Annotated in this window: 15 protein-coding genes and 1 tRNA gene; 11 read left to right on the top strand and 5 right to left on the bottom strand. The window is 72.5% G+C overall.

Going from position 1 to position 21,520, the window contains the following annotated elements; genetic code table 11:
* Positions 1-221: 221 nt before the first annotated feature.
* A complete protein-coding gene (locus KV557_RS35270; RefSeq protein WP_218205672.1) occupies positions 222-1,460 on the top strand; it encodes a serine/threonine-protein kinase in 1,239 nt (412 codons plus the stop codon).
* Here the strand turns inward: KV557_RS35270 and KV557_RS35275 are convergent.
* The 3 genes from KV557_RS35275 to KV557_RS35285 form a co-directional block, all read right to left on the bottom strand.
* Positions 1,404-1,667 (bottom strand): hypothetical protein, encoded by a 264-nt coding sequence (locus tag KV557_RS35275; protein WP_218205673.1) that lies wholly within the window; start codon positions 1,665-1,667, stop codon positions 1,404-1,406. The two genes, KV557_RS35270 and KV557_RS35275, sit on opposite strands and share 57 nt — an antisense overlap.
* Positions 1,668-1,781: 114 nt before the next feature.
* Complete coding sequence (locus KV557_RS35280; protein ID WP_218205674.1) at positions 1,782-4,466, bottom strand: PKD domain-containing protein; 2,685 nt, start codon at positions 4,464-4,466, stop codon at positions 1,782-1,784.
* A gap of 219 nt (positions 4,467-4,685) precedes the next feature.
* The gene (locus tag KV557_RS35285) at positions 4,686-7,361 is read right to left on the bottom strand and encodes a PKD domain-containing protein (RefSeq protein WP_218205675.1); all 2,676 of its coding nucleotides are present in this window, start codon (positions 7,359-7,361) and stop codon (positions 4,686-4,688) included.
* Positions 7,362-7,739: 378 nt separating this feature from the next.
* Here KV557_RS35285 and KV557_RS35290 point away from each other — a divergent pair, with 378 nt between their 5' ends.
* Positions 7,740-8,591, top strand: a complete 852-nt coding sequence (locus KV557_RS35290; protein WP_218205676.1) for a fumarylacetoacetate hydrolase family protein — start codon at positions 7,740-7,742, stop codon at positions 8,589-8,591.
* 42 nt (positions 8,592-8,633) lie between these two features.
* On the opposite strand, the gene KV557_RS35295 is transcribed toward KV557_RS35290, so the two are convergent.
* Positions 8,634-9,389, bottom strand: a complete 756-nt coding sequence (locus tag KV557_RS35295; RefSeq protein ID WP_218205677.1) for a TetR/AcrR family transcriptional regulator — start codon at positions 9,387-9,389, stop codon at positions 8,634-8,636.
* A 175-nt stretch (positions 9,390-9,564) separates the two neighbouring features.
* Between KV557_RS35295 and KV557_RS35300 the strand changes: the two genes are divergently transcribed.
* Positions 9,565-11,325 carry a DUF885 domain-containing protein gene (locus KV557_RS35300; protein WP_218205678.1) on the top strand — a complete coding sequence of 587 codons (1,761 nt, stop codon included), beginning with the start codon at positions 9,565-9,567 and terminating at the stop codon, positions 11,323-11,325.
* Positions 11,326-11,595: 270 nt separating this feature from the next.
* Positions 11,596-12,603: a trypsin-like serine peptidase gene (locus KV557_RS35305; protein WP_218205679.1), complete on the top strand. Its 1,008-nt coding sequence runs from the start codon at positions 11,596-11,598 to the stop codon at positions 12,601-12,603.
* A 156-nt stretch (positions 12,604-12,759) separates the two neighbouring features.
* Here the strand turns inward: KV557_RS35305 and KV557_RS35310 are convergent.
* A tRNA-Arg gene (locus KV557_RS35310) sits at positions 12,760-12,831 on the bottom strand.
* Between the two features lie 179 nt (positions 12,832-13,010).
* Between KV557_RS35310 and KV557_RS35315 the strand changes: the two genes are divergently transcribed.
* The 7 genes from KV557_RS35315 to KV557_RS35345 form a co-directional block, all read left to right on the top strand.
* A complete protein-coding gene (locus tag KV557_RS35315) occupies positions 13,011-13,430 on the top strand; it encodes a response regulator (RefSeq protein ID WP_218205688.1) in 420 nt (139 codons plus the stop codon).
* Between the two features lie 84 nt (positions 13,431-13,514).
* On the top strand, positions 13,515-15,176 hold the full coding sequence (gene argS / locus KV557_RS35320) for an arginine--tRNA ligase (RefSeq protein ID WP_218205680.1): 1,662 nt from the start codon (positions 13,515-13,517) through the stop codon (positions 15,174-15,176).
* A 164-nt stretch (positions 15,177-15,340) separates the two neighbouring features.
* Positions 15,341-16,732, top strand: coding sequence for a diaminopimelate decarboxylase (gene lysA, locus KV557_RS35325; RefSeq protein ID WP_218205681.1), 1,392 nt, complete (start codon positions 15,341-15,343; stop codon positions 16,730-16,732).
* A gap of 138 nt (positions 16,733-16,870) precedes the next feature.
* On the top strand, positions 16,871-18,163 hold the full coding sequence (locus KV557_RS35330; protein ID WP_218205682.1) for a homoserine dehydrogenase: 1,293 nt from the start codon (positions 16,871-16,873) through the stop codon (positions 18,161-18,163).
* A gap of 10 nt (positions 18,164-18,173) precedes the next feature.
* Positions 18,174-19,271, top strand: a complete 1,098-nt coding sequence (thrC, locus tag KV557_RS35335) for a threonine synthase (protein WP_218205683.1) — start codon at positions 18,174-18,176, stop codon at positions 19,269-19,271.
* A 373-nt stretch (positions 19,272-19,644) separates the two neighbouring features.
* Positions 19,645-20,583, top strand: coding sequence for a homoserine kinase (thrB, locus tag KV557_RS35340; protein ID WP_218205684.1), 939 nt, complete (start codon positions 19,645-19,647; stop codon positions 20,581-20,583).
* A gap of 589 nt (positions 20,584-21,172) precedes the next feature.
* Positions 21,173-21,520 (top strand): Rho termination factor N-terminal domain-containing protein (locus KV557_RS35345; protein ID WP_308130231.1); only part of this gene is annotated, 348 nt, incomplete at its 3' end.

Consider the following 21,520-nt stretch of genomic DNA (forward strand, 5'->3'; position numbering starts at 1 on the left):
CGGGGGCTCGGGCCCCATCCTTCCACCTGGGGGGAGAGGGCGGGAGGGGCGATGGAGCCGGGAGGTGCTCTGACGTCCCCGTCCCCGTCGCCGCAGCCCTCGCCCGGGGCGCAGCCGTGATCCGTTCACCCGTTCGCCTTCCCCCGCCGCTATGGTGGTCCGCCCGGCGGCGCACGCCGGGTGGTGAACTCCGGGCGGACCCGGCGGACTTGGGGGAAGGCATGCGGGCGGGGGACGTACTCGACGACCGCTACCGGCTGGTGGAACGGCTCGGCCGGGGCGGGTTCGGCGTGGTCTGGCGGGCGACCGACCTGCGGCTGGACCGCAGCGTCGCGGTCAAGGTGCTGCTGGAGGAGCACGCCGCCGATCAGGAGGCGGTCGGCCGGTTCATCCGCGAGGCCCGGACGGCCGGCAGCCTCGCCAGCCCGCACATCGTCACCGTGCACGACTTCGGCCGGGTGCCCACCGCCTCCGGCGAGACCCACTACCTGGTCATGGAGCTGGTCCGCGGCCGCTCGCTCGCCGACGTCCTCAAGGACGGCGTCCCGGCCTCGGCGGACGCCCTGCGCTGGATGCGGCACGTGTGCCGGGCGCTGGACGCCGCGCACCGCTCGGGCGTCGTCCACCGGGACATCAAGCCCGAGAACGTCATGATCGCGGAGGACACCGGCAAGGCCAAGGTGCTGGACTTCGGCATCGCCCGCCTGCTCACGCAGTCCGCCGTGCTCACCTCCACCGGCAACGTCGTCGGCACCGTCCCCTACCTGGCCCCCGAGTGCTGGTCCGGCGCCGGCGCGGACAGCCGGGCCGACCTCTACGCGCTCGGCGTCATGCTGTACGAACTCTGCACCGGCCGACGGCCGTTCCGCGCCGCCTCGGCCGCCGAGTACATGTACAAGCACCTGGAGGAGGTCCCCGCCCGGGTCCGCACCACCGACCCCGCCCTCGGCGAGCTGATCGCCGAACTGCTCGCCAAGAACCCCGCCGACCGGCCCGCCGACGCCGCCGAGGTGCACCGCCGGCTGCGTGCCGTCCGGCCCGGCGTGCTCGACCACAACGACCCCAGCCCGGAGCAGCTGCGCCAGCGCGCCGACCAGGCCTGGCGGCTCGGCGCGGACGGCTCGCCCGTGGAGGCCGTCGCCATGCTGCCGGGGATCATCCGCGACCTCGCCCGGATCTGCGGCCCGGCCGACCTCCGCACCCTGCGCACCTGCCACGACCTGGCGATCTGGCTCGCCCACGACGGCAGCCCGGGCACCGCCGTCGCGCTGCTGCGCGAGCTGGTCCCGGCCCTGGCCGGCGCACCGGACGCCCGGGCCGACGCGCTGCGCGACCTCGACCACTGGCACCGCGAGATCTCCCGCGACGGCCCGGGCAAAGCGCTGACTGTAGAGGGACGTCCGCTAACCCTCGGCGATCTGCTCGGCGGCCTGCCGGGCGGCGGCCCGCAGAGCGGCTGAGGCGCCCTCGGCGATCGGGTCGCCGTGCCCGAACACGGCCGTGGTGACGGGCAGTTCGGTGAGCCGGAGGAACGAAGCGAGGGCCAGTGCGGGGTCGGTGTGGAACACCCCGGGCCTGGTCTCCCCGACGTTGGATGCGATGTCCCCTGCGCCCTCCGCCTCCTCCGCACGCCCGCGTTCACCCTGAGCGTGCCCCCGTTCGCCCACGGCGGAGTGTGGTGCCCGAAACGGCGGAGTGCGGTGCCGGAAACGGCGGACGGCCCGTCGCTCCGCCGGGGAGGCGGGGCGACGGGCCGTGAGCGGCTCTGGGAGCGGGCCCGGTCAGCCGGTGCCGGCGGCGGTCAGGTTGTTGACCGGCGCGGACGGTCCGGCGGCGCCGGACGCGGTGACGTCGGCCCACGGGTACCAGGCGCCCTTGGCGTAGTCACCGGTGGCGTTGTAGATGTGGCCGCTGCTGAGCGCGTACAGGCGCAGCGAGTTGCCGGTGCCGGCGGCGGCGAGCTTGGTGACGCCGCCCGCGAGGCCGGTGACGGCCGAGATGTTCGCCCAGCCGTTCCAGCTGCCGGCCGCGTAGTCGGCGGTGGCCTGGTAGACGCTGCCGCCCGCCAGGGCCAGGACGTGGAACTTGCTGCCGACGACGGCGGCGGCGAGCTGCGTGGTGCCCGAGGGGTTGCCCAGCTGAGCCGGCAGCGCGCCGGACCACCAGGTGCCCCGGTCGTAGTCGCCGTCGGCGACCCGGACCTGGCCCTGGGCGTCCACCATGGCGATGTGCAGCACGTTGCCGGTGCTGCCGGCCGCGATCTGGGTGATCGGGGTGGTGATGCCCGCGGCGGTGGTGACGTCGGCCCAGCCGCCCCAGCGGCCGGCCGCGTAGTCGGCGGTGTTCTGGTAGACCCGGCCGCGGACCACGGTCAGGACGTGCAGCTTGTTACCCATCGCGGCGACCGCCAGCTGGGTGGGGGCGGTGCCGTCCAACGGGTTCGACTGCAGGTCGAAGAAGTTGGTCCATTTGAGGTCCTTGCCGTGCCAGTCGGCGGTCTCCAGCCGCCAGTCCTGGGCGCGGACCAGGTGCAGGTTGCCGTCCGCGGTGTAGGCCGAGGCCATCCGCGTTCGGTCCAGATAGGCGTAGGCGGCGCTCATCGGGATCTCGGCCCATGGACGCCAGGTCCCCGAGGTGTGGTTGGCCCGCGCCTCGGTGACGTTGGGAAGGTTGGGGTCGGGGGAGTAGGCGGGACGAGTGTCGGCGATGACGTCGACACGCTCGCCCACGAACAGGTCCTTCGTGGCGGCGGTGTAGTCGACGTTGACGGTCTTGGAGGTGCTGGCGGTCCGCCCGCCCTCGTCGGTCGCGGTCAGCGTGACGGTGTAGGTGCCGGGGCGGGGGTAGGTGTGGGTGTAGCCGAGGGGGATGGGGGCGCTTCCGTCGCCGGGGTCGACCGAGACGGTGCCGACGTTCCACGGGCTGGCGACGCTGCCCTGGATGCTGTACTCCAGCGGCTTGCCGGTCTGGTTGACGGTGTCGATGGAGACGGTCAGCGGGCCGCTGGTTCCGACGATCGCCGTGCTGCCGTCGCCGACGACCTGGCCACCGAGCTCGTCCTGGACGGTCACAATGGGGGAGTAGTCGCCCACGGCCGTGTAGGTGTGCTCGACCGTCGGCGTGCTGCTGGTCACCGGAGGAGTGCCGTCACGGAAGTCGAACACGTAGGTGGTCGGCTTGGTCCCCCAGTTGCTCTTCACCGAGGCGGTCGCCGTGACCGTCAGCGGGGCGGGGCCCTTGGGCGTGGGGGAGCCTGCTCCGCTCATGTTGAGGGTGGCCCACTCAAGGCTCTGCACCTCACGCGCGCCGCGGTCCCGGCCGGTGCTGTTGCCGGAGCCGGCGGGCACCAGCGGGCTGTGCATCGCCGGCACGCCGCGGAGGTCGGTCGGGAGCACGCCCGGGGCGTTGGGGTTGGCCGTGTCGATGACGGAGGTGTCCGCGTCGGTCATGACGAGTTCGGCCGACTGGCCGTTGAAGACGATCTCCTGGTTGACGTCGTTGCGGCCCTGGCCGGTGGCGGTGGTCAGGGCCTGCGGGGTGGCGTAGCTGGTACCGCTCCAGGCGTAGGCGGCCTGCGTGCCCTGCGGGTGGACGACGTTGTAGTCGACCGTGGTGCCGTCGGCCGAGCCCGCGGCCACGGTGAGCGCGGGGCCGGACGGGGCACCGGTGGAGGAGCAGTTCGGGACGAACGGGCCGCGGCCGCCGGGCACCCCGTATGTGACGACGTTGTTCTGGACCGAGGACTTCGTCGAGGCGCCGTTGAGGGCGACGGCCGGGCCGCAGGCGTTGACGAAGGTGTTGTTGGTGACCGTCAGCCCGGGCGAGTCGGTCGCCGAGATGCCGCTGTAGGCGGCGTTGAACTCGTTGGTGGTGAGGAGGACGTCGTGGGTGCCCGGGTCGGCGCTGACCCCGCCCGTGGCCAGGAACCTGCTCCGGCTCACGGTGAGGTGGTCGCTCGTTCCCTTCACCCGGAGCTGGGGCTGGGAGGTGTTCCAGCCGTTGAAGACGACCTGGTCGAACGTCACCCGCTGCGAGTCGGTGACCACTGCGGCGGCACTCGAACTCAGCAGGAGATGACGGATGTTGACGTCGTGGACGCCGGTGATCGTGAGTACGGTCGAGCCGTCGTCCAGCGCCGTGGGCCACTGGCGACGGTCGTAGCCCCAGAACAGGGAGCCGACGAAGGTGATCGGCTTGTCGGGGGTTCCGGACCTGGTAAGGCTGACGTTCTCCTGGTAGGCGCTGCCCAGGATCTGAACGGTCTGCCCGGCCTCGACGACCTGGGCGGCCTTGGAGATGGTGCAGAACGGCTGGGCCTGGGTGCCGGTGCCCGCGTCGGAGCAGTTGGCGTCCTTGGCGTTGTTCACGTAGAGCGTGGTGGCCGGATCGGCGAAGGCCGGCAGTGGGGCGCCGAGGACGACGGTGGCCGAGGCGACCGTCAGTCCCAGGGCGCGTGATATGCGCACGGTGTTTTGTTCTCCGGTGAGAAAGGCAGCTCTCCCGCCCCCCTCTGGGCGCACGGCTGCGGTCCTGAAATTGCACGCGGACGGGCCAAGTGTGGCAGTGACATGAGGGACCGTCGAGGCAATTGTGGTGACCGGCTCCCGGCAGCTTGCCGGACCGGTGCAGGGCGGTGCCCCTGGCCGCCGACGGGCGGTCGCGGGGCACCGCGGGCAGTGCTCCGGTCAACCGATTCCGGCCGCGGCGAGGACGGAGATCGGGGCCTGCGCGCCGGCCGCGCCGGGGACGGTGGCGTCCGCGAACGGTGACCAGACACCCTTGTTGTAGTCGCCGCCGGCGTCGTACACATGGCCGCCGCTGAGCGCGTACAGGCGCAGCGTGTTGCCGGTGGAGGCGGCCGCGACCCGGGTCACGCCGCCGCTGAGGCCGGTGACGGCCGAGACGTTGTTCCAGCCGTTCCAGCTGCCGGCCGCGTAGTCGGCGGCGGCCTGGTGGATGCTGCCGTCGGCGACCGCGAGGAGGTGGAACCTGTCCCGCAGGACGGTGCCGGAGAGCTGGGTGATTCCGCCGGGGTTGCCGAGGACGGAGGTCAGGTCGCCCGACCACCAGGTGCCCTTGGTGTAGTTGCCGTCGGCGATCCGGACCCGGCCGTCCGCGCCGAGGGCTGCGACGTGCAGGGTGTTGGTGTTGCCGGTGAAGCCGGCGGCGAGGCCGGTGGCCCCTGCGGGGAGGCCGGCGGCGGCGGTGATGTCGCCCCACGGGGTCCACCGGCCGGCCGGGTAGTCGGCGACGGACTCGTAGATCCGGCCGTCCGTCGTCAGGACGACCACGTGGACGACGCCGCCCGCCGGGGCGGCGACGACCTGGGTGATCGGCCGGCCGATGCCGGTGAGCGGCACGCTCAGCCATTCGCCCCACAGGCGGGTGTCCAGCGTCTGGTCTGCGGTCTCCAGGGCGCCATTGTAGATCTTGAAGGCGCGCAGAACGTCGTTGCTGGTGAACGTCTCGGCGAGGGCGGTGGCGGGGCGGTCGGGCTCGGGCCAGCGGAGCCTGGCGAAGGGGTTCCAGTGGCCGCGGGTGTAGTTGGCGTTGGCGTTGAGGGTCTCGCCGGTGGTCTGCGCGAGGAGTTGGACGCGCTCGCCCCAGGTCCGGTCCGCCATGGTGTCGTAGGCCACGTCGAAGGTCTCGCCGGTGGTGGCCGTACGCCCGCCCTCGTCGGTGATCGTCATGGTCGCCGTGTACCGGCCGGTCCGCGGGTAGTCGTGGCTGACGGAGGCGAAGGGGGCGGGGGCGGAGCCGGTCGTGCCGTCACCGAAGTCGACGGTGTAGTTCTTGATCTGGTACGGGCTGGTGCTGCGGGTGGCGTCGAAGGTGTAGTGGAGGTCCCGGCCATAGAGCGAGAGCTTGGACACCAGCTCTCCGGGCGCTGACACGGTCACCGCCCGGTCCGTGGACGGGAGGCTGGTGACCTTGCTGCCGAGGCCGTCGGTCACGGTGACGGTCGGCTGGAAGGTGCCGACGGTCGGATACGTGTGGACGACCGACGACTCCGTGGTCACCAGCGGCCGGCTTCCGTCACCGAAGTCGAAGCTGTAGGTCGGTGCGGTCGGCCAGCTGTTCTGGGCCGTCGCGGTGATCCTGGCGTCGAAGGGCGCCGGGCCCTTGGCTGTGGTGACGGTGGCGCCGGCGGTGGTGAGCGCGGCCCAGTCCAGGCCCTGGCGTTCCCGGGCGCCGCGGTCCCGGCCGGTGCTGTTGCCGGAGCCGGCGGGCACCAGGGGGCTGTGGATGGCGGGGCGGCCGGTCAGATCGGTGGGGAGCATGCCGGGGACGTCCGGGTCGGCCGTGTCGATGGCCGCGGTGTCGGTGTCGGCGAGTTCCAGCCGGGTGGGCAGGCCGAGGAAAGCGGTCTTCTGGTCCCGGTCGTGTGCGGCCTGGCCGGTCGCGGCGGTGAAGGTTTCGGGGGACGGGTAGCGGGTGCCGCCCCAGCTGTAGGCCGAGCCCCCGGCAGGGTGGACGACGTTGTAGTCGATCTTCGTGCCGCGGGTCGATTCGGCGGAGACCGTGATCCCGGTGTCCCCCGCCCCGCCGGCCGCGTCGCAGGACCGTCTGCGGAACGCTCCGGGACCGGCGGAGTCGACCTGGGCGGTGACGATGTTGTTCTCGATCACGGCGCCGGCGGAGCCGCCGTTGAGGGCGATACCCGGGCCGCAGGGCGCCCCGACGGTGTTGCCGGTGGCGACGAGCCCAGGGGAGTCGGCGGCGGTGATCCCGCTGTACGACCCGTTGAACTCGTTCGTAGTGACCACGATGTCGTGGGAGCCGGCCTCAATGGCGACGCCTCCGGCGTCGCCGAACGTGCTCCGGCTGACCGTGATGTGGTCGCTCTGCCCGGTCACCCGGACCCCGCGGGTGTTGGCGGAGCCGATGTCGAAGGTGTTCTGGTCGACGGTCACATGGTGGGAGTTGGTGATCAGCACGGCGTCCGCGCCGTGTGAGGTCTGCTGGAAGCCCCGGATGACCACGTCGTGCGCGCCCGAGACGGTGATGCCCGCGGCGGTGCCGCGCGGCGTGAGCTCGGGCTGCGGGTCGGGTATGGCGGTCCACGGCATGCCCACGAAGGTGATGGGCTTGTCCGGGGTGCCGGACCTGGTCAGCGTGACGGACTCGTTGTAGCCACCCCAGTTCACCTCGACGGTCTGGCCCGGTTCGACCGCCTGGGCGGCCTTGGAGATCGTGCAGAACGGCTGGGCCTGGGTGCCGACGCCCGCGTCGGAGCAGTTGGAACCGTAGACGTTGTTCACGTAGAGCGTCGCGGCAGGCTCCGCGAAGGCAGGCAACGGGGTGCCGAGGACGACGGTGGCCGCGGCGGCCGTCAGTCCCAGGGCGCGGGATATGCGCACGATGTGTCTGTTTCTCCTGCGTGCGGGCGCCCGTTCCGCTCCCCCTCCGGGGGCTCGGCCACGGGCCTGGATGTGCACGGACCGGCCAAGTGTGGCAGGGGTTCTGAGCCTCCGTCGAGCGGGTTGTGAAGATCGCCCGCATGCTTGATCCAGATGCCCGGCTTGGCCGGAAATCGCCCACGGCAGAGGGCGGTGGGGTGGGGTGTCAACCGTGCGGGTCGCCGATTCGGGGGTTTTCCGGGCTGGAGGAATTGATAGGAATTCGCCCATTGAGACGGTCTGGTTCGGCGGCGGGGGCGTTGATATATCTCGTTGCCAGAATCGGGATCGGTGTGCGGCCGGCCCGGTGAGCTGCGACGAAATGGTGGTGACGGATCGATGAAGCTCCTCCGTGTCGGACCTCCGGGGGCCGAGCGCCCGGTCGTGCTGGGGCAGGACGGCACCGGGTACGACCTCGCCGGGCGGGCCCGGGACATCGACGGGGCCTTCCTGGCCGGGCTGGACGTGGCCGCGCTGGCCCGGGACGTGGCCGCGGGCGCGCTGCCGGTGGTGGACCTCGCCGGGCAGCGGGTCGGCGCTCCGGTGGCCCGGCCGGGCAAGGTGGTCGGGATCGGGCTCAACTACCGCGACCACGCGGCCGAGGCCGGGGCGGCGATCCCGGACGAGCCGGTGATCTTCCTCAAGCCGAGCTGCACCGTGGTCGGCCCGTACGACGAGGTGCTGGTGCCGCGCGGCGGTGAGAAGACCGACTACGAGGCCGAGCTGGCCATCGTGATCGGGCGGACGGCCCGCTACCTGGCCGGGCACGCGGAGGCCGCCGAGGTGATCGCGGGCTACACGATCGCCAACGACGTCACCGAGCGGGCCTTCCAGTTCGAGCGCGGCGGCCAGTGGGACAAGGGCAAGTCGGCGGAGACCTTCACGCCGCTCGGGCCCTGGCTGGTCACCGCCGACGAGGTGGCGGACCCGCAGCGGCTGCCGCTGCGGCTCTGGGTCAACGGCGAGCTGCGGCAGGACGGCAGCACTGCGCAGATGATCTTCCCGGTGTTCGAACTGGTCCGCTACGCCAGCCAGTTCATGGTCCTGGAGCCCGGCGACGTGATCGTCACCGGCACCCCGGCCGGGGTCACCCTCGGCCACCCCGGCACGCCGTTCCTCACCGCGGGCGACATCGTCGAGATCGAGATCGACGGCCTCGGCCGCCAGCGCCAGGTGTTCGGCAAGGCCTGAGCGGACGCCGCCCCGACCCCGGGCACGGGGGTCGGGAGCCGCCTATCGCGTGGCCAGCACCGCGCGCAGCCGCTCGGCCCGCGGCGCCTCAGGGCCCTCCAGCGCGAGCAGCGTCGCCAGCACCTCCGCCGTCTGCGGATCGTGCAGTGCCGTCGCCGCCGCCATCGCCGTGAACTGGTCCACCAGCCAGTCGCGCAGCTCGCCCACCGGCAGCGCGCGCCCCTCGTCCAGCCAGCTCAGCGACGCGCCCTCGACCACCGCGATCCACGACCGCACCAGCAGCGTCAGCCGCGGGCCGGCCTCCCGGACGCCGAGGTGGCGCAGCGTGCGCCGCAGCGCCGCCCGCCGGACGTCGTCGACGATCGCCGAGGTGCGGGCCGTCTCCACCACCGAACCGCCGCGCAGCAGCGCCGAGTAGCCGGCGTCGTGCTCGGCGACGAACGCGAAGTACCCGTCCAGGACGACCGCCAGCTGCTCGGACGGCGTGCCGGCGAGCGGGACGGCGAACCGGCTGGTCAGCTCGTCCGCGGCGGTGCGCAGCGCGGCCTCGTACAGCTGCTGCTTGCCGCCCGCGAAGTACCGGTAGACCAGCGGGCGGGAGGCCCCGGCGGCCTCGGCGACGTCGTCCAGGCTCACCTCCTCGGGCGGCCGGGAGGCGAACAGCTCCAGGGCCACCGCGATCAGTTGCTCGCGCCGCTGCTGCACCGGCAGTCGCCGGTAGCCGGCGCGGCGCGGGCGGAGGTCGGGGACGGCCGGGGTGTTCGCCGGGCCGGCTGCGGTGGCGGGGCGGGCTTTCATGGCGGTCAGCGTAATGGGCGTCGGGCCGATCGGTTCCTGTCTCGCGCGGATGTTCTCGAACGGTTGTTTGCGGGCGCGTTCGCGGGCGTATCGACGGGCGCGCGGGGGGCGGCCGGCCGCCCACTGTCCCGGATCAGGGGCTTGCAATCGGCCGGTGCCGCGAAATGATGTCCGAATGGTTGAAGAACTGATCACCTCCGACGGCACCACCCCGCGCCGGATCGCCGACGGCTACGTCCGTGCCCTCGCCGAGCTCGACCCGCTGACCGCGGTCTATCTGGGGCTCAACCCCGAGGACGACCGGCTGCCCGACCTGTCGCCGGTCGGCGCGGAGGCGATCGCCGAACTCGCCCGCCGCACCCTCGCCGAGCTCGCCGGGGTAGAGCGGGCCGGAGCCGCCGAGGACGAGGCCGAGCGCCGCTGCGCCCGGCTGCTGCGCGAGCGGCTGACCGCCGAACTCGCCGTCCACGACGCGGGGGAGAACTACCGCGCGGTCCGCAACCTGGCCTCTCCGGTACACAACGTCCGGGACGTCTTCACCCTGATGGCCACCGACACCGAGGAGCAGTGGGCGGTGGTCGGCCGCCGGCTGGCCCGGGTGCCGGTCGCGCTGGAGCAGTACCGGGAGACGCTGGCCGAGGGCATCGAGCGCGGCCTGCTGTCCGGCCCCCGCCAGGTGACCACGGTGGTCGGCCAGTTCGGCGAGTGGCTGGACGATGGGGAGGTCCCAGAGGGAGAGGCGCCGCGAAGCGGCTCGGTTGAGGGCGGTGGTGGGCGACGGGCGGGCTGGTTCGGGCAGTTCGTCAAGGACGCGCCCGCGAGCCTGCACGCGGAGCTGTCCGCGCACGCCGTCGCCGCCGCCGAGGCGCTGGCCGCCCTGCGCGACTGGCTGCGCGACGTCTACGGCCCGGCCGCCGCCGGCACCCCGGACACCACCGGCCGGGAGCGCTACGGCCGGTACGTCCGCTTCTGGACCGGCTCCGACCTCGACCTGGACGAGGCCTACGCCTGGGCCTGGAGCGAGTTCCACGACCTGCTGGCCCAGATGGAGGCCGAGGCCGAGAAGGTCCGCCCGGGCGCCGGCCCGATGGAGGCGATGAAGTGGCTGGAGAGCGACGGCCCGGGCATCGAGGGCGGCGAGGCCACCCGTGAGTACCTCCAGGGCCTGATGGACCAGGCGATCCGCGACCTCCAGGGCACCCACTTCGACCTTGCCGAGCCGGTCACCCGGGTCGAGTCGCGGATCGCCCCGCCCGGCAGCGCCGCCGCGCCGTACTACACGGCCCCCTCGCTGGACTTCACCCGCCCCGGGCGGACCTGGCTGCCGCTGCTCGGCCGGGAGCGCTTCCCGGTCTGGGACCTGGTCTCCACCTGGTACCACGAGGGTGTCCCGGGCCATCACCTCCAGCTCGCGCAGTGGAACTACGTCGCCGACCGGCTCTCCACCTACCAGGTCAGCCTCGGCGGGGTCAGCGCCAACCTGGAGGGCTGGGCGCTGTACGCCGAGCGCCTGATGGACGAGCTCGGCTACCTCACCGACCCGGGCCACCGCCTCGGCTACCTCAACGCGCAGATGATGCGGGCGCTGCGGGTCATCGTCGACATCGGCATGCACGCAGGCTTCGACTTCCCCGCCGACTCCCCGTACCGGCCGGGCGAGCCGGTGAGCCCGGAGGCCGCCCGGGAGTTCTTCGGCCTCTACTGCGGCCTGTCCGCCGACTTCCTGGACAGCGAGCTGGTCCGCTACCTGGGCATGCCCGGGCAGGCGATCGGCTACAAGCTGGGCGAGCGTGCCTGGCTGCGCGGCCGGGCGGCGGCGAAGGCGGCGCACGAGGCGCGCGGCGAGGAGTTCGACCTCAAGGCCTGGCACATGGCGGCGCTGTCGCAGGGCTCGCTGGGGCTGGACGACCTGGTCGAGGAGCTGTCGGCGCTGTAACCGGCAGCCGAGCGCCAAGGCGGGTGCGATCGCTCCGACGGAGCGGCAGCGAGCGACCTGAACGTTCCGCGAGGTCGCGCAGTCAACCTCCGGCGCCTGCTCGACCCCTGGCCACCATCCAGGGGTCGAGGAGGCGCCGTGGCGCTGCGGCCGTCACCGGCGGGTGACGGTTTTCTCATGGAGCTCCAAGTCGCGAGTAACAACATTTCCAGCCTGAGGCGTCATAGTCATTGATCGAACGACGTAGCCTCCCAGGCAGGAGAGACACGCATGGGCCTGCACAGCCGCCCCACCTCGCGACGCCGGCTTCTGGCCCCGACCCTGCTCACCGCGCTCTCGGTCGCCACCGTGGCCGCCGTCGTGACCGGCATGCACTCGCTGAGCCCGTCCGAGGCGACGGCCGCGAGCAGCCCGTCCCGCACCTCACCGGCCGCCACGGCGCCCGCGTCGCCCTCCGCCGCCGCGCCCTCGCCGTCGGCTGCCGTGCCGTCCACCACGCCGTCCGCCGCACCCGTGTCGACCTCGCCGGTCGCGGAGCCCGCGCAGCCGAGCAGCCCGCCGTCCTCGGACGCCGCGACGGCCACGCCCTCCGCCGCCCCCTCCGCCACGCCGGACACCCCCTCGGCGGCCCTGGGCAGCACCGCGACGGCCCCCGCGGACCACGAATCCGCCACCGTGGGCGTGCTGTTCACCGGCTCCGCCGCGGCCGGCAACCACTTCTGCAGCGCCAGCGTGGTGCACAGCCCCACCGGCAACCTGCTGCTCACCGCCGCGCACTGCCTGACCAGCGCCGACGGCGTCACCTTCGCGCCCGGCTACCGCGACGGCAACGCCCCGTACGGCACGTGGCAGGTGACCGCGATCCACACCACCACGGGCTGGTCCCAGAAGGCCGACCAGGACGAGGACTTCGCGATCCTGGAGACGGCCCCCAGCAACGGCCGCAAGATCGAGGACGTGGTCGGCGCCAACCGCCTCGGCACCAACGAGCCCTTCGGCGCCACCGTCCGCCTGTACGGCTACCCCGCCGACTCCGAGTCCCCGAGCCTCTGCACCAACGCCAGCAACCAGCAGGGCTCCTACCAGCGCGTCATCAGCTGCCCCGCCTACCCGGCCGGCACCAGCGGCGGTCCGTGGATCAACACCGCGACCGGTGACGTGGTCGGCGCCATCGGTGGCTACCAGCAGGGCGGCGACAGCGACAACGTGTCCTACAGCGCCTACTTCGACCACACGATCGCGGCCCTCTACTCCCAGGCCGAGGCCGCCGCCTCCTGAACCTGCCGCCCCGGCCGCCCACCCCGCGGCCGGGGCGTCTCCGGTGCCCGGAAGCGGGCCGGAAGCGCACCGGAAGCGCGCCGAGGAACTGCGCCGAAAAACGAACGAGGCCCAGATCCGTGGATCAACTCCACTGATCTGGGCCTCGGTTGCAAGTGCCCCCGGTAGGATTCGAACCTACGCACCCGCCTCCGGAGGGCGGTGCTCTATCCCCTGAGCTACGGGGGCCTGCTGTTGTCGTCGTCGCGTTCACTTCGACGTGGAGAACACTACCAGGCTCCGACGGTGGTCCGTGCACGGGTTTCGCGCGTGGCCCCCGGGGAGGCGGGGGAGCGGCCGGGGAGCGGAAGTCGGGAAAGGCCGGACGGGGCGGCGGGCCCGCCGATACCCTCGGTGAGGTGTCGGGAGTGTCCGGGCGGGTCCTCGTGGTGGACGACAGCGAGGTGATCCGCCAGCTGATCAGGGTCAACCTGGAGCTCGAAGGCTTCGAGGTGGTGACCGCCGCCGACGGCGCCGAGTGCCTGGAGGTGGTCCGCCGGGTGAAGCCGGACGTGGTGACGCTGGACGTGATGATGCCGCGGCTGGACGGCCTGCGGACGGCGGCGCGGCTGCGCGCGACCCCGGGCACGAGCAGGCTGCCGATCGCGATCGTGAGCGCCTGCACGCCCGCCGATCTCGACCTGGGGGAGGCGGTGGGGGTGGACGGCTACCTCGGCAAGCCCTTCGACCCCGCCGACCTGGTGGCCCTGGTGCGGCGGCTGATGGTCCTGGGCGGGAAGCCCGCCGGGTTTCGCCCTGAGCGAACAGACCGGACGGATCGCGGCTGACACCCCCGTCGGCACGGCGGACGGCCGTCTCAACCGGTAAACCGAGTGGCGGCCGGGCACCCCGTCTCGCCTACGCTTGGCGTCGTGACCCCCGCAGAGCTTTCCCAGGCAGTCCAGGCCGCAGTGAGCGCCGCCGTCGAGGCGGGCGAGCTGGCCGTCGCCGTGCCCGAGCACGTGACGGTCGAGCGGCCCAAGAACAGGGACCACGGCGACTACGCGACCAACGTGGCCCTCCAGCTCGCCAAGGCGGCCGGCAAGCCGCCGCGAGCCGTTGCCGAGGCGCTGGCCGACCGCCTGCGGGGGATCACCGGCGTCGCCAAGGTCGACATCGCCGGTCCGGGCTTCCTGAACATCACCCTGGACACCGCCACCCAGGGCACGCTGGCCCGCACCATCGTCGAGACGGGCGAGGCCTACGGCCGCAACCGGGACCTCCAGGGCCTGAAGATCAACCTGGAGTTCGTCTCCGCCAACCCGACCGGCCCGATCCACATCGGCGGCGTCCGCTGGGCCGCCGTCGGCGACTCGCTGGCGCGCGTGCTGCGGGCCTGCGGCGCCGACGTCACCACCGAGTACTACCTCAACGACGCCGGCGTGCAGATCACCAAGTTCGCCGCCTCGCTGCAGGCCGCCGCGAACGGCCGCGAGGTGCCCGAGGGCGGGTACGTCGGCGAGTACATCGTCGACATCGCCAAGGCGATCACCGACGCCGTCCCGGGCGTGCTCGACCTGCCCGAGGCCGAGCAGCTCCAGGTCTTCCGCGCCGAGGGCCTGAAGCTCATGGTGGCCGAGATCAAGCGCTCGATGGACGAGTTCGGCACCCACTTCGACGTCTGGTTCTCGGAGAAGTCGCTGCACGACTCCGGCGCGGTCGAGAAGGCCATCGACCGGCTGCGCGAGCAGGGCCACGTCTTCGACGAGGCCGACGCGGTCTTCCTGCGGACCACCGACTTCGGTGACGACAAGGACCGCGTCCTGATCAAGGCCGACGGCGACACCACCTACTTCGCCGCCGACGCCGCCTACTACCTGTCCAAGCGGGACCGCGGCACCGAGGTCGCGCTCTACATGCTGGGCGCCGACCACCACGGTTACGTCAACCGCCTCAAGGCCATCTCGGCCTGCGCGGGCGACGACATGAACCACAACATCGAGGTGAAGATCGGCCAGTTCGTGAAGATGCTTCGCGACGGCGAAGAGGTCCGCATGTCCAAGCGGGCCGGCAACATCATCACGATCGACGACGTCGTTGAGTGGATCGGCGTGGACGCGGCCCGCTACACCCTGGCGCGGTCCTCCACGGACTCCACCATCACGCTCGACATCAACATCCTGACCAGCCAGACCAACGAGAACCGGGTCTACTACGTCCAGTACGCCCACTCGCGGATGTGCGCCGTCCAGCGCAACGCCGACGAGCACGGCATCACGCGCGGCTCGGCCGAGGACTTCAAACCGGAGCTGCTGGGCACCGAGTGGGAGTCCGAGTTGCTCGGCCACCTCGGCGAGTTCCCGCGCGTGCTGGCCTCGGCCGGCGAGCTGCGCGAGCCGCACCGGGTCGCGACGTACCTGGAGGAGCTGGCGGCCAAGTACCACCGCTTCTACGACAACTGCCGCATCCTGCCGCGGGGCGACGAGGAGGTCACGGACCTCACGCGCGCCCGGCTCTGGCTGGCCGACGCGACGCGCACGGTCCTCGCCAACGGCCTCACGCTCCTGGGCGTCTCGGCGCCCGAGCGGATGTAAGCACCAACCCCCCAAGCGCGCAGCGGGGGCGGCTGACGGTCAACGGGGACCGTCGCCGCCCCTCGCCATAGGTCAAGGAAACCGACTGCGATGAGTGAGCGCAGCGAGCGAATCATCAGAACGGCGTCCGACGAAGGCGCCGCCGAGCGAAGTGAGGCGGGAGCATGAGTCGCTCTGCACACCCCGCAGGCCCCCGGCACGGGGACGTGCTGCCCGACGGCCACTACCAGGCCCCGCCGGCCGACCTGAACGCGCTCGACCCCAAGGTCTGGTCGCGCACCGTCGCCCGCGACGCCGAGGGCGTGGCCACCGTCGGCGGGATCGACGTCAAGCGGCTGGCGGCCGAGTTCGGCACGCCCGCCTACGTGCTCGACGAGGAGGACTTCCGCACCCGGGCGCGCGCCTGGCGGGACGCCTTCGGCGAGAGCGCGGACGTCTACTACGCCGGCAAGGCATTCCTCTCCAAGGCCGTGGTGCGCTGGCTGCACGAGGAGGGCCTGAACCTCGACGTGTGCAGCCCGGGCGAGCTGGCGGTGGCGCTGGCCGCCGGGATGCCGCCGGAGCGGATCGCGCTGCACGGCAACAACAAGTCGGTGGACGAGCTCGAACACGCGGTGAAGACCGGCGTCGGGCACATCGTCGTCGACTCGTACGAGGAGATCGAGCGGCTGGCCGCGATCGCCGCCCGCCAGGGCGTCCGCCAGCAGGTGCTGATCCGGATCACGGTCGGCGTCGAGGCGCACACCCACGAGTTCATCGCCACCGCGCACGAGGACCAGAAGTTCGGCCTCTCGCTGACCGGGGGAGCGGCCGCCGAGGCGGTGCGCCGGGTGCTCGGCCACGAGAGCCTGGAGCTGCGCGGCATCCACTCGCACATCGGCTCGCAGATCTTCGACACCGCCGGCTTCGAGGTGGCCGCCCGCCGGGTGGTCGGCCTGCTGGCGCAGATCCGCGACGAGCACGGCGTCGAGCTGCCCGAGATCGACCTGGGCGGCGGCCTCGGCATCGCGTACACCAGCGAGGACGACCCGCGCGAGCCGGCCGAGATCGCGGCCGCGCTGGCCGACATCGTCCGCCGCGAGTGCACCGCCGCGCACCTCGACGCCCCCCGGCTGAGCGTGGAGCCGGGCCGGGCGATCGTCGGCCCGACGGCGTTCACGCTGTACGAGGTCGGCACGGTGAAGCCGCTGGAGGGCCTGCGCACCTACGTCAGCGTGGACGGCGGCATGTCCGACAACATCCGCACCGCGCTGTACGACGCCGAGTACTCGGTGGCCCTGGTGTCGCGCCGCAGCGACGCCGAGCCGATGCTGGTCCGGGTGGTCGGCAAGCACTGCGAGTCCGGCGACATCGTGGTCCGGGACGCCTTCCTGCCGGCCGACCTGGCCCCGGGCGACCTGATCGCGGTGCCCGCCACCGGCGCGTACTGCCGCTCGATGGCGAGCAACTACAACCACGCCCTGAAGCCTCCCGTGGTGGCCGTCAAGGACGGTGCGGCCCGGGTGATCGTCCGGCGCGAGACGGAGGAGGATCTCCTGCGGCTCGATATCGGATGACGAAATTCTCGTCTCAGATCATGGAACGACCGTAGATCCGTGCGGAAAGTCCCCGAGACTGGTACGGACCGAAGTTCGCGGCGGCACCGAGATAACCGCCGGAATTACCGAAGCACGATGAATGCAGAGCGGAGTCGGATGATGCGTACGCGCCCGCTGAAGGTGGCGTTGCTGGGTTGTGGTGTGGTGGGCTCCGAGGTGGCGCGCATCATGACGACGACGGCCGACGACCTCGCCGCGCGTATCGGTGCCCCGGTCGAGCTCGCCGGCATCGCGGTCCGCCGCCCCGGCCGGGTCCGTCCCGGCGTGCCCGAGCACCTGATCACCACCGACGCCGAGGCCCTGATCAACCGGGGCGACATCGACGTGGTGGTCGAGGTGGTGGGCGGCATCGAGCCGTCCAAACACCTCATCCTGTCGGCGTTCGAGCAGGGCGCCTCGGTGGTCAGCGCCAACAAGGCGCTGCTCGCCCAGGACGGCACCGAGCTGCACGCGGCCGCCGTGGCGGCCGGGGTGGACCTGTACTACGAGGCCGCGGTGGCGGGCGCGATCCCGCTGCTGCGCCCGCTGCGCGAGTCCCTCGCCGGGGACAAGGTGAACCGGGTGCTGGGCATCGTCAACGGCACCACCAACTTCATCCTCGACAAGATGGACACCACCGGCGCCGGCTACTCGGAGGCGCTGGAGGAGGCCACCGCGCTCGGCTACGCCGAGGCGGACCCGACCGCCGACGTCGAGGGCTTCGACGCCGCCGCCAAGGCCGCGATCCTGGCCGGGATCGCCTTCCACACCAAGGTCACCGCGGCGGACGTCTACCGCGAGGGCATCACCGAGGTGACCGCCGCCGACATCGCCTCCGCGAAGGAGATGGGCTGCGTGGTCAAGCTGCTCGCGATCTGCGAGCGGGCGGCGGACGGCGAGTCCGTCACCGCCCGGGTGCACCCGGCGATGATCCCGCTGTCGCACCCGCTGGCCTCGGTCCGCGAGGCGTACAACGCGGTGTTCGTCGAGGCCGAGGCGGCCGGCCGGCTGATGTTCTACGGCCCGGGCGCGGGCGGCTCGCCGACCGCCTCGGCGGTGCTCGGCGACCTGGTCGCGGTGTGCCGCAACAAGCTCGCCGAGGCCACCGGCCCCGGTGCCTCGGTGTACACGCAGCTCCCGGCCAAGCCGATGGACGAGGTGGTCACCCGCTACCACGTCAGCCTGGACGTGGACGACCGCGCGGGCGTGCTCGCCCAGGTGGCCTCCGTGTTCGCCGAGCACGGCGTCTCCATCGACACCGTGCGCCAGCAGGGCCGCGACGGCGACGCCTCGCTCGTCGTGGTCACCCACCGTGCCACCGACGCCGCCCTGTCGGCGACGGTCGACAAGCTCCGCGCGCTGGACAGCGTGCGGGACGTGGCCAGCATCATGCGGGTCGAAGGGGAGTAAGGAACAAGCCATGAACGCCGTTGCCGAGAACGTCGTCCGGGGCGCGCACACCCACCAGTGGCGCGGCCTGATCGAGGAGTACCGGGACCGCCTGCCGGTCACCGCGGCCACTCCGGTGGTCACCCTGCTCGAAGGCGGCACGCCGCTGGTCCCCGCCCAGGTGCTCTCCGAGCGCACCGGCTGCGAGGTCTACCTCAAGGTCGAGGGCGCCAACCCGACCGGCTCCTTCAAGGACCGCGGGATGACGATGGCCATCTCCAAGGCCAAGGAGGAGGGCGCGCAGGCCGTCATCTGCGCCTCCACCGGCAACACCTCGGCCTCCGCCGCCGCGTACGCGGTGCGGGCCGGGATGGTGTCGGCGGTGCTGGTCCCGCAGGGCAAGATCGCCCTGGGCAAGATGGGCCAGGCGCTGGTGCACGGCGCCAGGATCCTTCAGGTGGACGGGAACTTCGACGACTGCCTCACCCTTGCGCGTGAACTGTCCGAGAAGTACCCGGTGGCGCTGGTGAACTCGGTGAACCCGGCGCGCATCGAGGGCCAGAAGACGGCCGCGTTCGAGATCGTCGACATGCTCGGCGACGCCCCGGACATCCACGTCCTCCCGGTCGGCAACGCGGGCAACATCACCGCGTACTGGAAGGGTTACCGCGAATACGCCACCGACGGCCTGGCCTCCCGCACCCCGCGGATGTGGGGCTTCCAGGCCGCCGGCTCGGCCCCGATCGTGGACGGCGCCCCGGTGCTCAAGCCGCAGACCATCGCCACCGCGATCCGGATCGGCAACCCGGCCTCCTGGGACTTCGCGCTCGCCGCGCGGGACGAGTCGGGCGGTCTCATCGACAAGGTGACTGACCGTCAGATCCTGTCCGCCTACCGGCTGTTGGCCGCGCAGGAGGGCGTCTTCGTGGAGCCCGCCTCGGCCGCCTCGGTGGCCGGCCTGCTGGCCAAGGCGGAGGCCGGCCTGGTCGACCCGGGCCAGCGGATCGTCTGCACCGTGACCGGCAACGGCCTCAAGGACCCGGACTGGGCGGTGGCCGGCGCGCCGCAGCCGCAGATCGTCCCGGTCGACCCGGAGGCGGCGGCCCAGCGCCTCGGCCTGCTCGACTGACCGTCGGGCCCGCCCTGGTGAACGCCTGACAGCGGGGCCTGACACTTCGACGGGCCGACCCTTTCGGGGGTCGGCCCGTCGAAGTTCTCCGCTGACACTTTTGTGTCAATTTCGCTTCGCATTCCAATCCGATTCCGGTACGCATTCCGGCCAGAACCGGCAACACACCAGATCGAAGCCCCACGGGGTGTACCACTGGGGAACCTCTCTTCGATACTCTGGGTTCGGCCGTGTGGCACATGCCCCGGGTCCGGCCCCTGTACTGGCCGCACCAACGACTGTGGCCGCCCGCCCCGGACGGGGCCCGCGGCCCCCCTCCCCACCCTCGCACCGACGCGCTTCGCGCCGCCCGATTTCCCCAGGAGTCCACCCCATGGCCGGTCCTGCGTTCCGTGCCGCCGCCGTCCGGGTCCGGGTTCCCGCGACCAGCGCCAACCTCGGCCCGGGCTTCGACGCCTTCGGACTCGCGCTGGGTCTGTACGACGACGTGGTCGTCCGGGTCGCCGACTCCGGCCTCTCCGTCGACATCGCCGGCGAGGGCGCCGACAGCCTGGCCCGCGACGAGCGCCACCTCGTCATCCGCTCGATGCGCGCCGCCTTCGACCGCCTCGGCGGCCAGCCGCGCGGCCTCGAAGTCGTCTGCGCCAACCGGATACCGCACGGCCGCGGCCTGGGCTCCTCCTCGGCCGCCATCTGCGCCGGCATCGTGGCCGCCCGCGCCGTCACCATCGGCGGCCCGTCGGCGCTGGACGACGACGCGCTGCTGGCCCTCGCCTCCGAGCTGGAGGGCCACCCCGACAACGTCGCGGCCTGTCTGCGCGGCAACTTCACCGTCGCCTGGACCGACGAGGAGTCGGCCAAGGCCATCACCCTGGAGCCGTCCGAGCAGGTCGTGCCGGTGGTGTTCGTGCCCGCCGACGAGGTGCTCACCGAGACCGCCCGCGGCCTGCTGCCGAAGACCGTCCCGCTGGCCGACGCCGCCGTCAACGCGGGCCGCGCCGCGCTGCTGGTCGAGGCGCTGACGCGGCGGCCCGAGCTGCTGCTCGCCGCCACCGAGGACCGGCTGCACCAGGACTACCGCTCCTCCGCGATGCCGGACAGCGCCGCCCTGGTGGGCGCGCTGCGGGCGGAGGGCATCCCGGCGGTGATCTCCGGGGCCGGCCCGACCGTCCTCGCGCTCACCGACGAGGCGAGCGCCGACAAGGTGCTCTCCTTCGCCGGGCACCACGGCCACGGCGGCGACCCGGCGTTCGCCGCGCACCGGCTGGAGCTCGACCGGACCGGTGCCACGGTGCTCCCGCTGGACGCCTGAGCAGCACGTTCGGGCGGTCCGGCCGGGCCCGGCCGCAGCCGGGTCCTCCGGACACGATTGGCAAGCGCAAGGCTGGGGAATGTGTGAGGGGGTCGGTAGTGTTAACCTCATTGCTGCACCAGGTGCCCTCCGGGGCTCGGTGCGCCGCGTCCCGATCCCAGCACTCCGCTGCCGCGGAGTTTCGGCGATATCCGGGGCGACGATTCTCCGGGAGCCCACCGCAGCGCGTACGCAGCCTGCCTGCGCGACTTGCGGCCGCATCCCGAAGCCGTGACGGCACCTGACTCCCACCCGCGGCCTCCCACCTTGAGGCCAGGACGGGCGGAGCGCGGGCCACCGTCACGCGACGGGGGCCCGGGATTCGCAGGCAGCGTGGGGGTACGCCCTCAGGGGAGGTCGGCACACGACCGGCCCACCGCGCCACTCGCACCACCGTGCTTCATGCACCGCACCTCGCAGCTCTCCCTCGACGGGCTTCCGTCTTTCGAGGGATCACCGCCTCGGACCGACGCAGTCGAGCGTTGGTCAGGACAGCACAACCGGTCGCCGAGCCAGACAGGCCGACGTCCGCTCCAGGGAAGGACCCTTAGTGAGCGACACCACCGATCTGATGGGCGCGCGCCCGGACGCCGATGCGTCGGACGCCGCCGCCGCCCCCGCGGCTCCGGCGCGGCGCCGCCGTACCGCCGCCGCGGGCCTGGACGGCATGGTCCTGGCCGAGCTGCAGAAGCTCGCCGCGGACCTGGGCATCACCGGTACCGGACGCATGCGCAAGAGCCAGCTGATCGAGACCATCAAGGAGAAGAGCGGCGGCGACCCGCTGCTCGCCGCCGGTGGCGCCCCGGCCGCCAAGCGCACCGCCGCCAAGGCGGACGCCGAGGCCCCGGCCGAGAAGCCGGCCCGCCGCACCAAGGCCGCGGCGGCCGCGGCGGCCTTG

This window comes from Kitasatospora aureofaciens, assembly GCF_019192735.1.
Classification (GTDB): Bacteria; Actinomycetota; Actinomycetes; order Streptomycetales; family Streptomycetaceae; genus Kitasatospora; species Kitasatospora aureofaciens_A.

Bases quoted from the DNA above. Each gene is read 5' to 3' on its own strand.
- thrB (WP_218205684.1), top strand. From the start codon at position 19,645: ATGGCCGGTCCTGCGTTCCGTGCCGCCGCCGTCCGGGTCCGGGTTCCC.
- lysA (WP_218205681.1), top strand. From the start codon at position 15,341: ATGAGTCGCTCTGCACACCCCGCAGGCCCCCGGCACGGGGACGTGCTG.
- KV557_RS35270 (WP_218205672.1), top strand. From the start codon at position 222: ATGCGGGCGGGGGACGTACTCGACGACCGCTACCGGCTGGTGGAACGG.
- KV557_RS35290 (WP_218205676.1), top strand. From the start codon at position 7,740: ATGAAGCTCCTCCGTGTCGGACCTCCGGGGGCCGAGCGCCCGGTCGTG.
- KV557_RS35305 (WP_218205679.1), top strand. From the start codon at position 11,596: ATGGGCCTGCACAGCCGCCCCACCTCGCGACGCCGGCTTCTGGCCCCG.
- KV557_RS35330 (WP_218205682.1), top strand. From the start codon at position 16,871: ATGATGCGTACGCGCCCGCTGAAGGTGGCGTTGCTGGGTTGTGGTGTG.
- KV557_RS35300 (WP_218205678.1), top strand. From the start codon at position 9,565: ATGGTTGAAGAACTGATCACCTCCGACGGCACCACCCCGCGCCGGATC.
- KV557_RS35295 (WP_218205677.1), bottom strand. From the start codon at position 9,389: ATGAAAGCCCGCCCCGCCACCGCAGCCGGCCCGGCGAACACCCCGGCC.
- thrC (WP_218205683.1), top strand. From the start codon at position 18,174: ATGAACGCCGTTGCCGAGAACGTCGTCCGGGGCGCGCACACCCACCAG.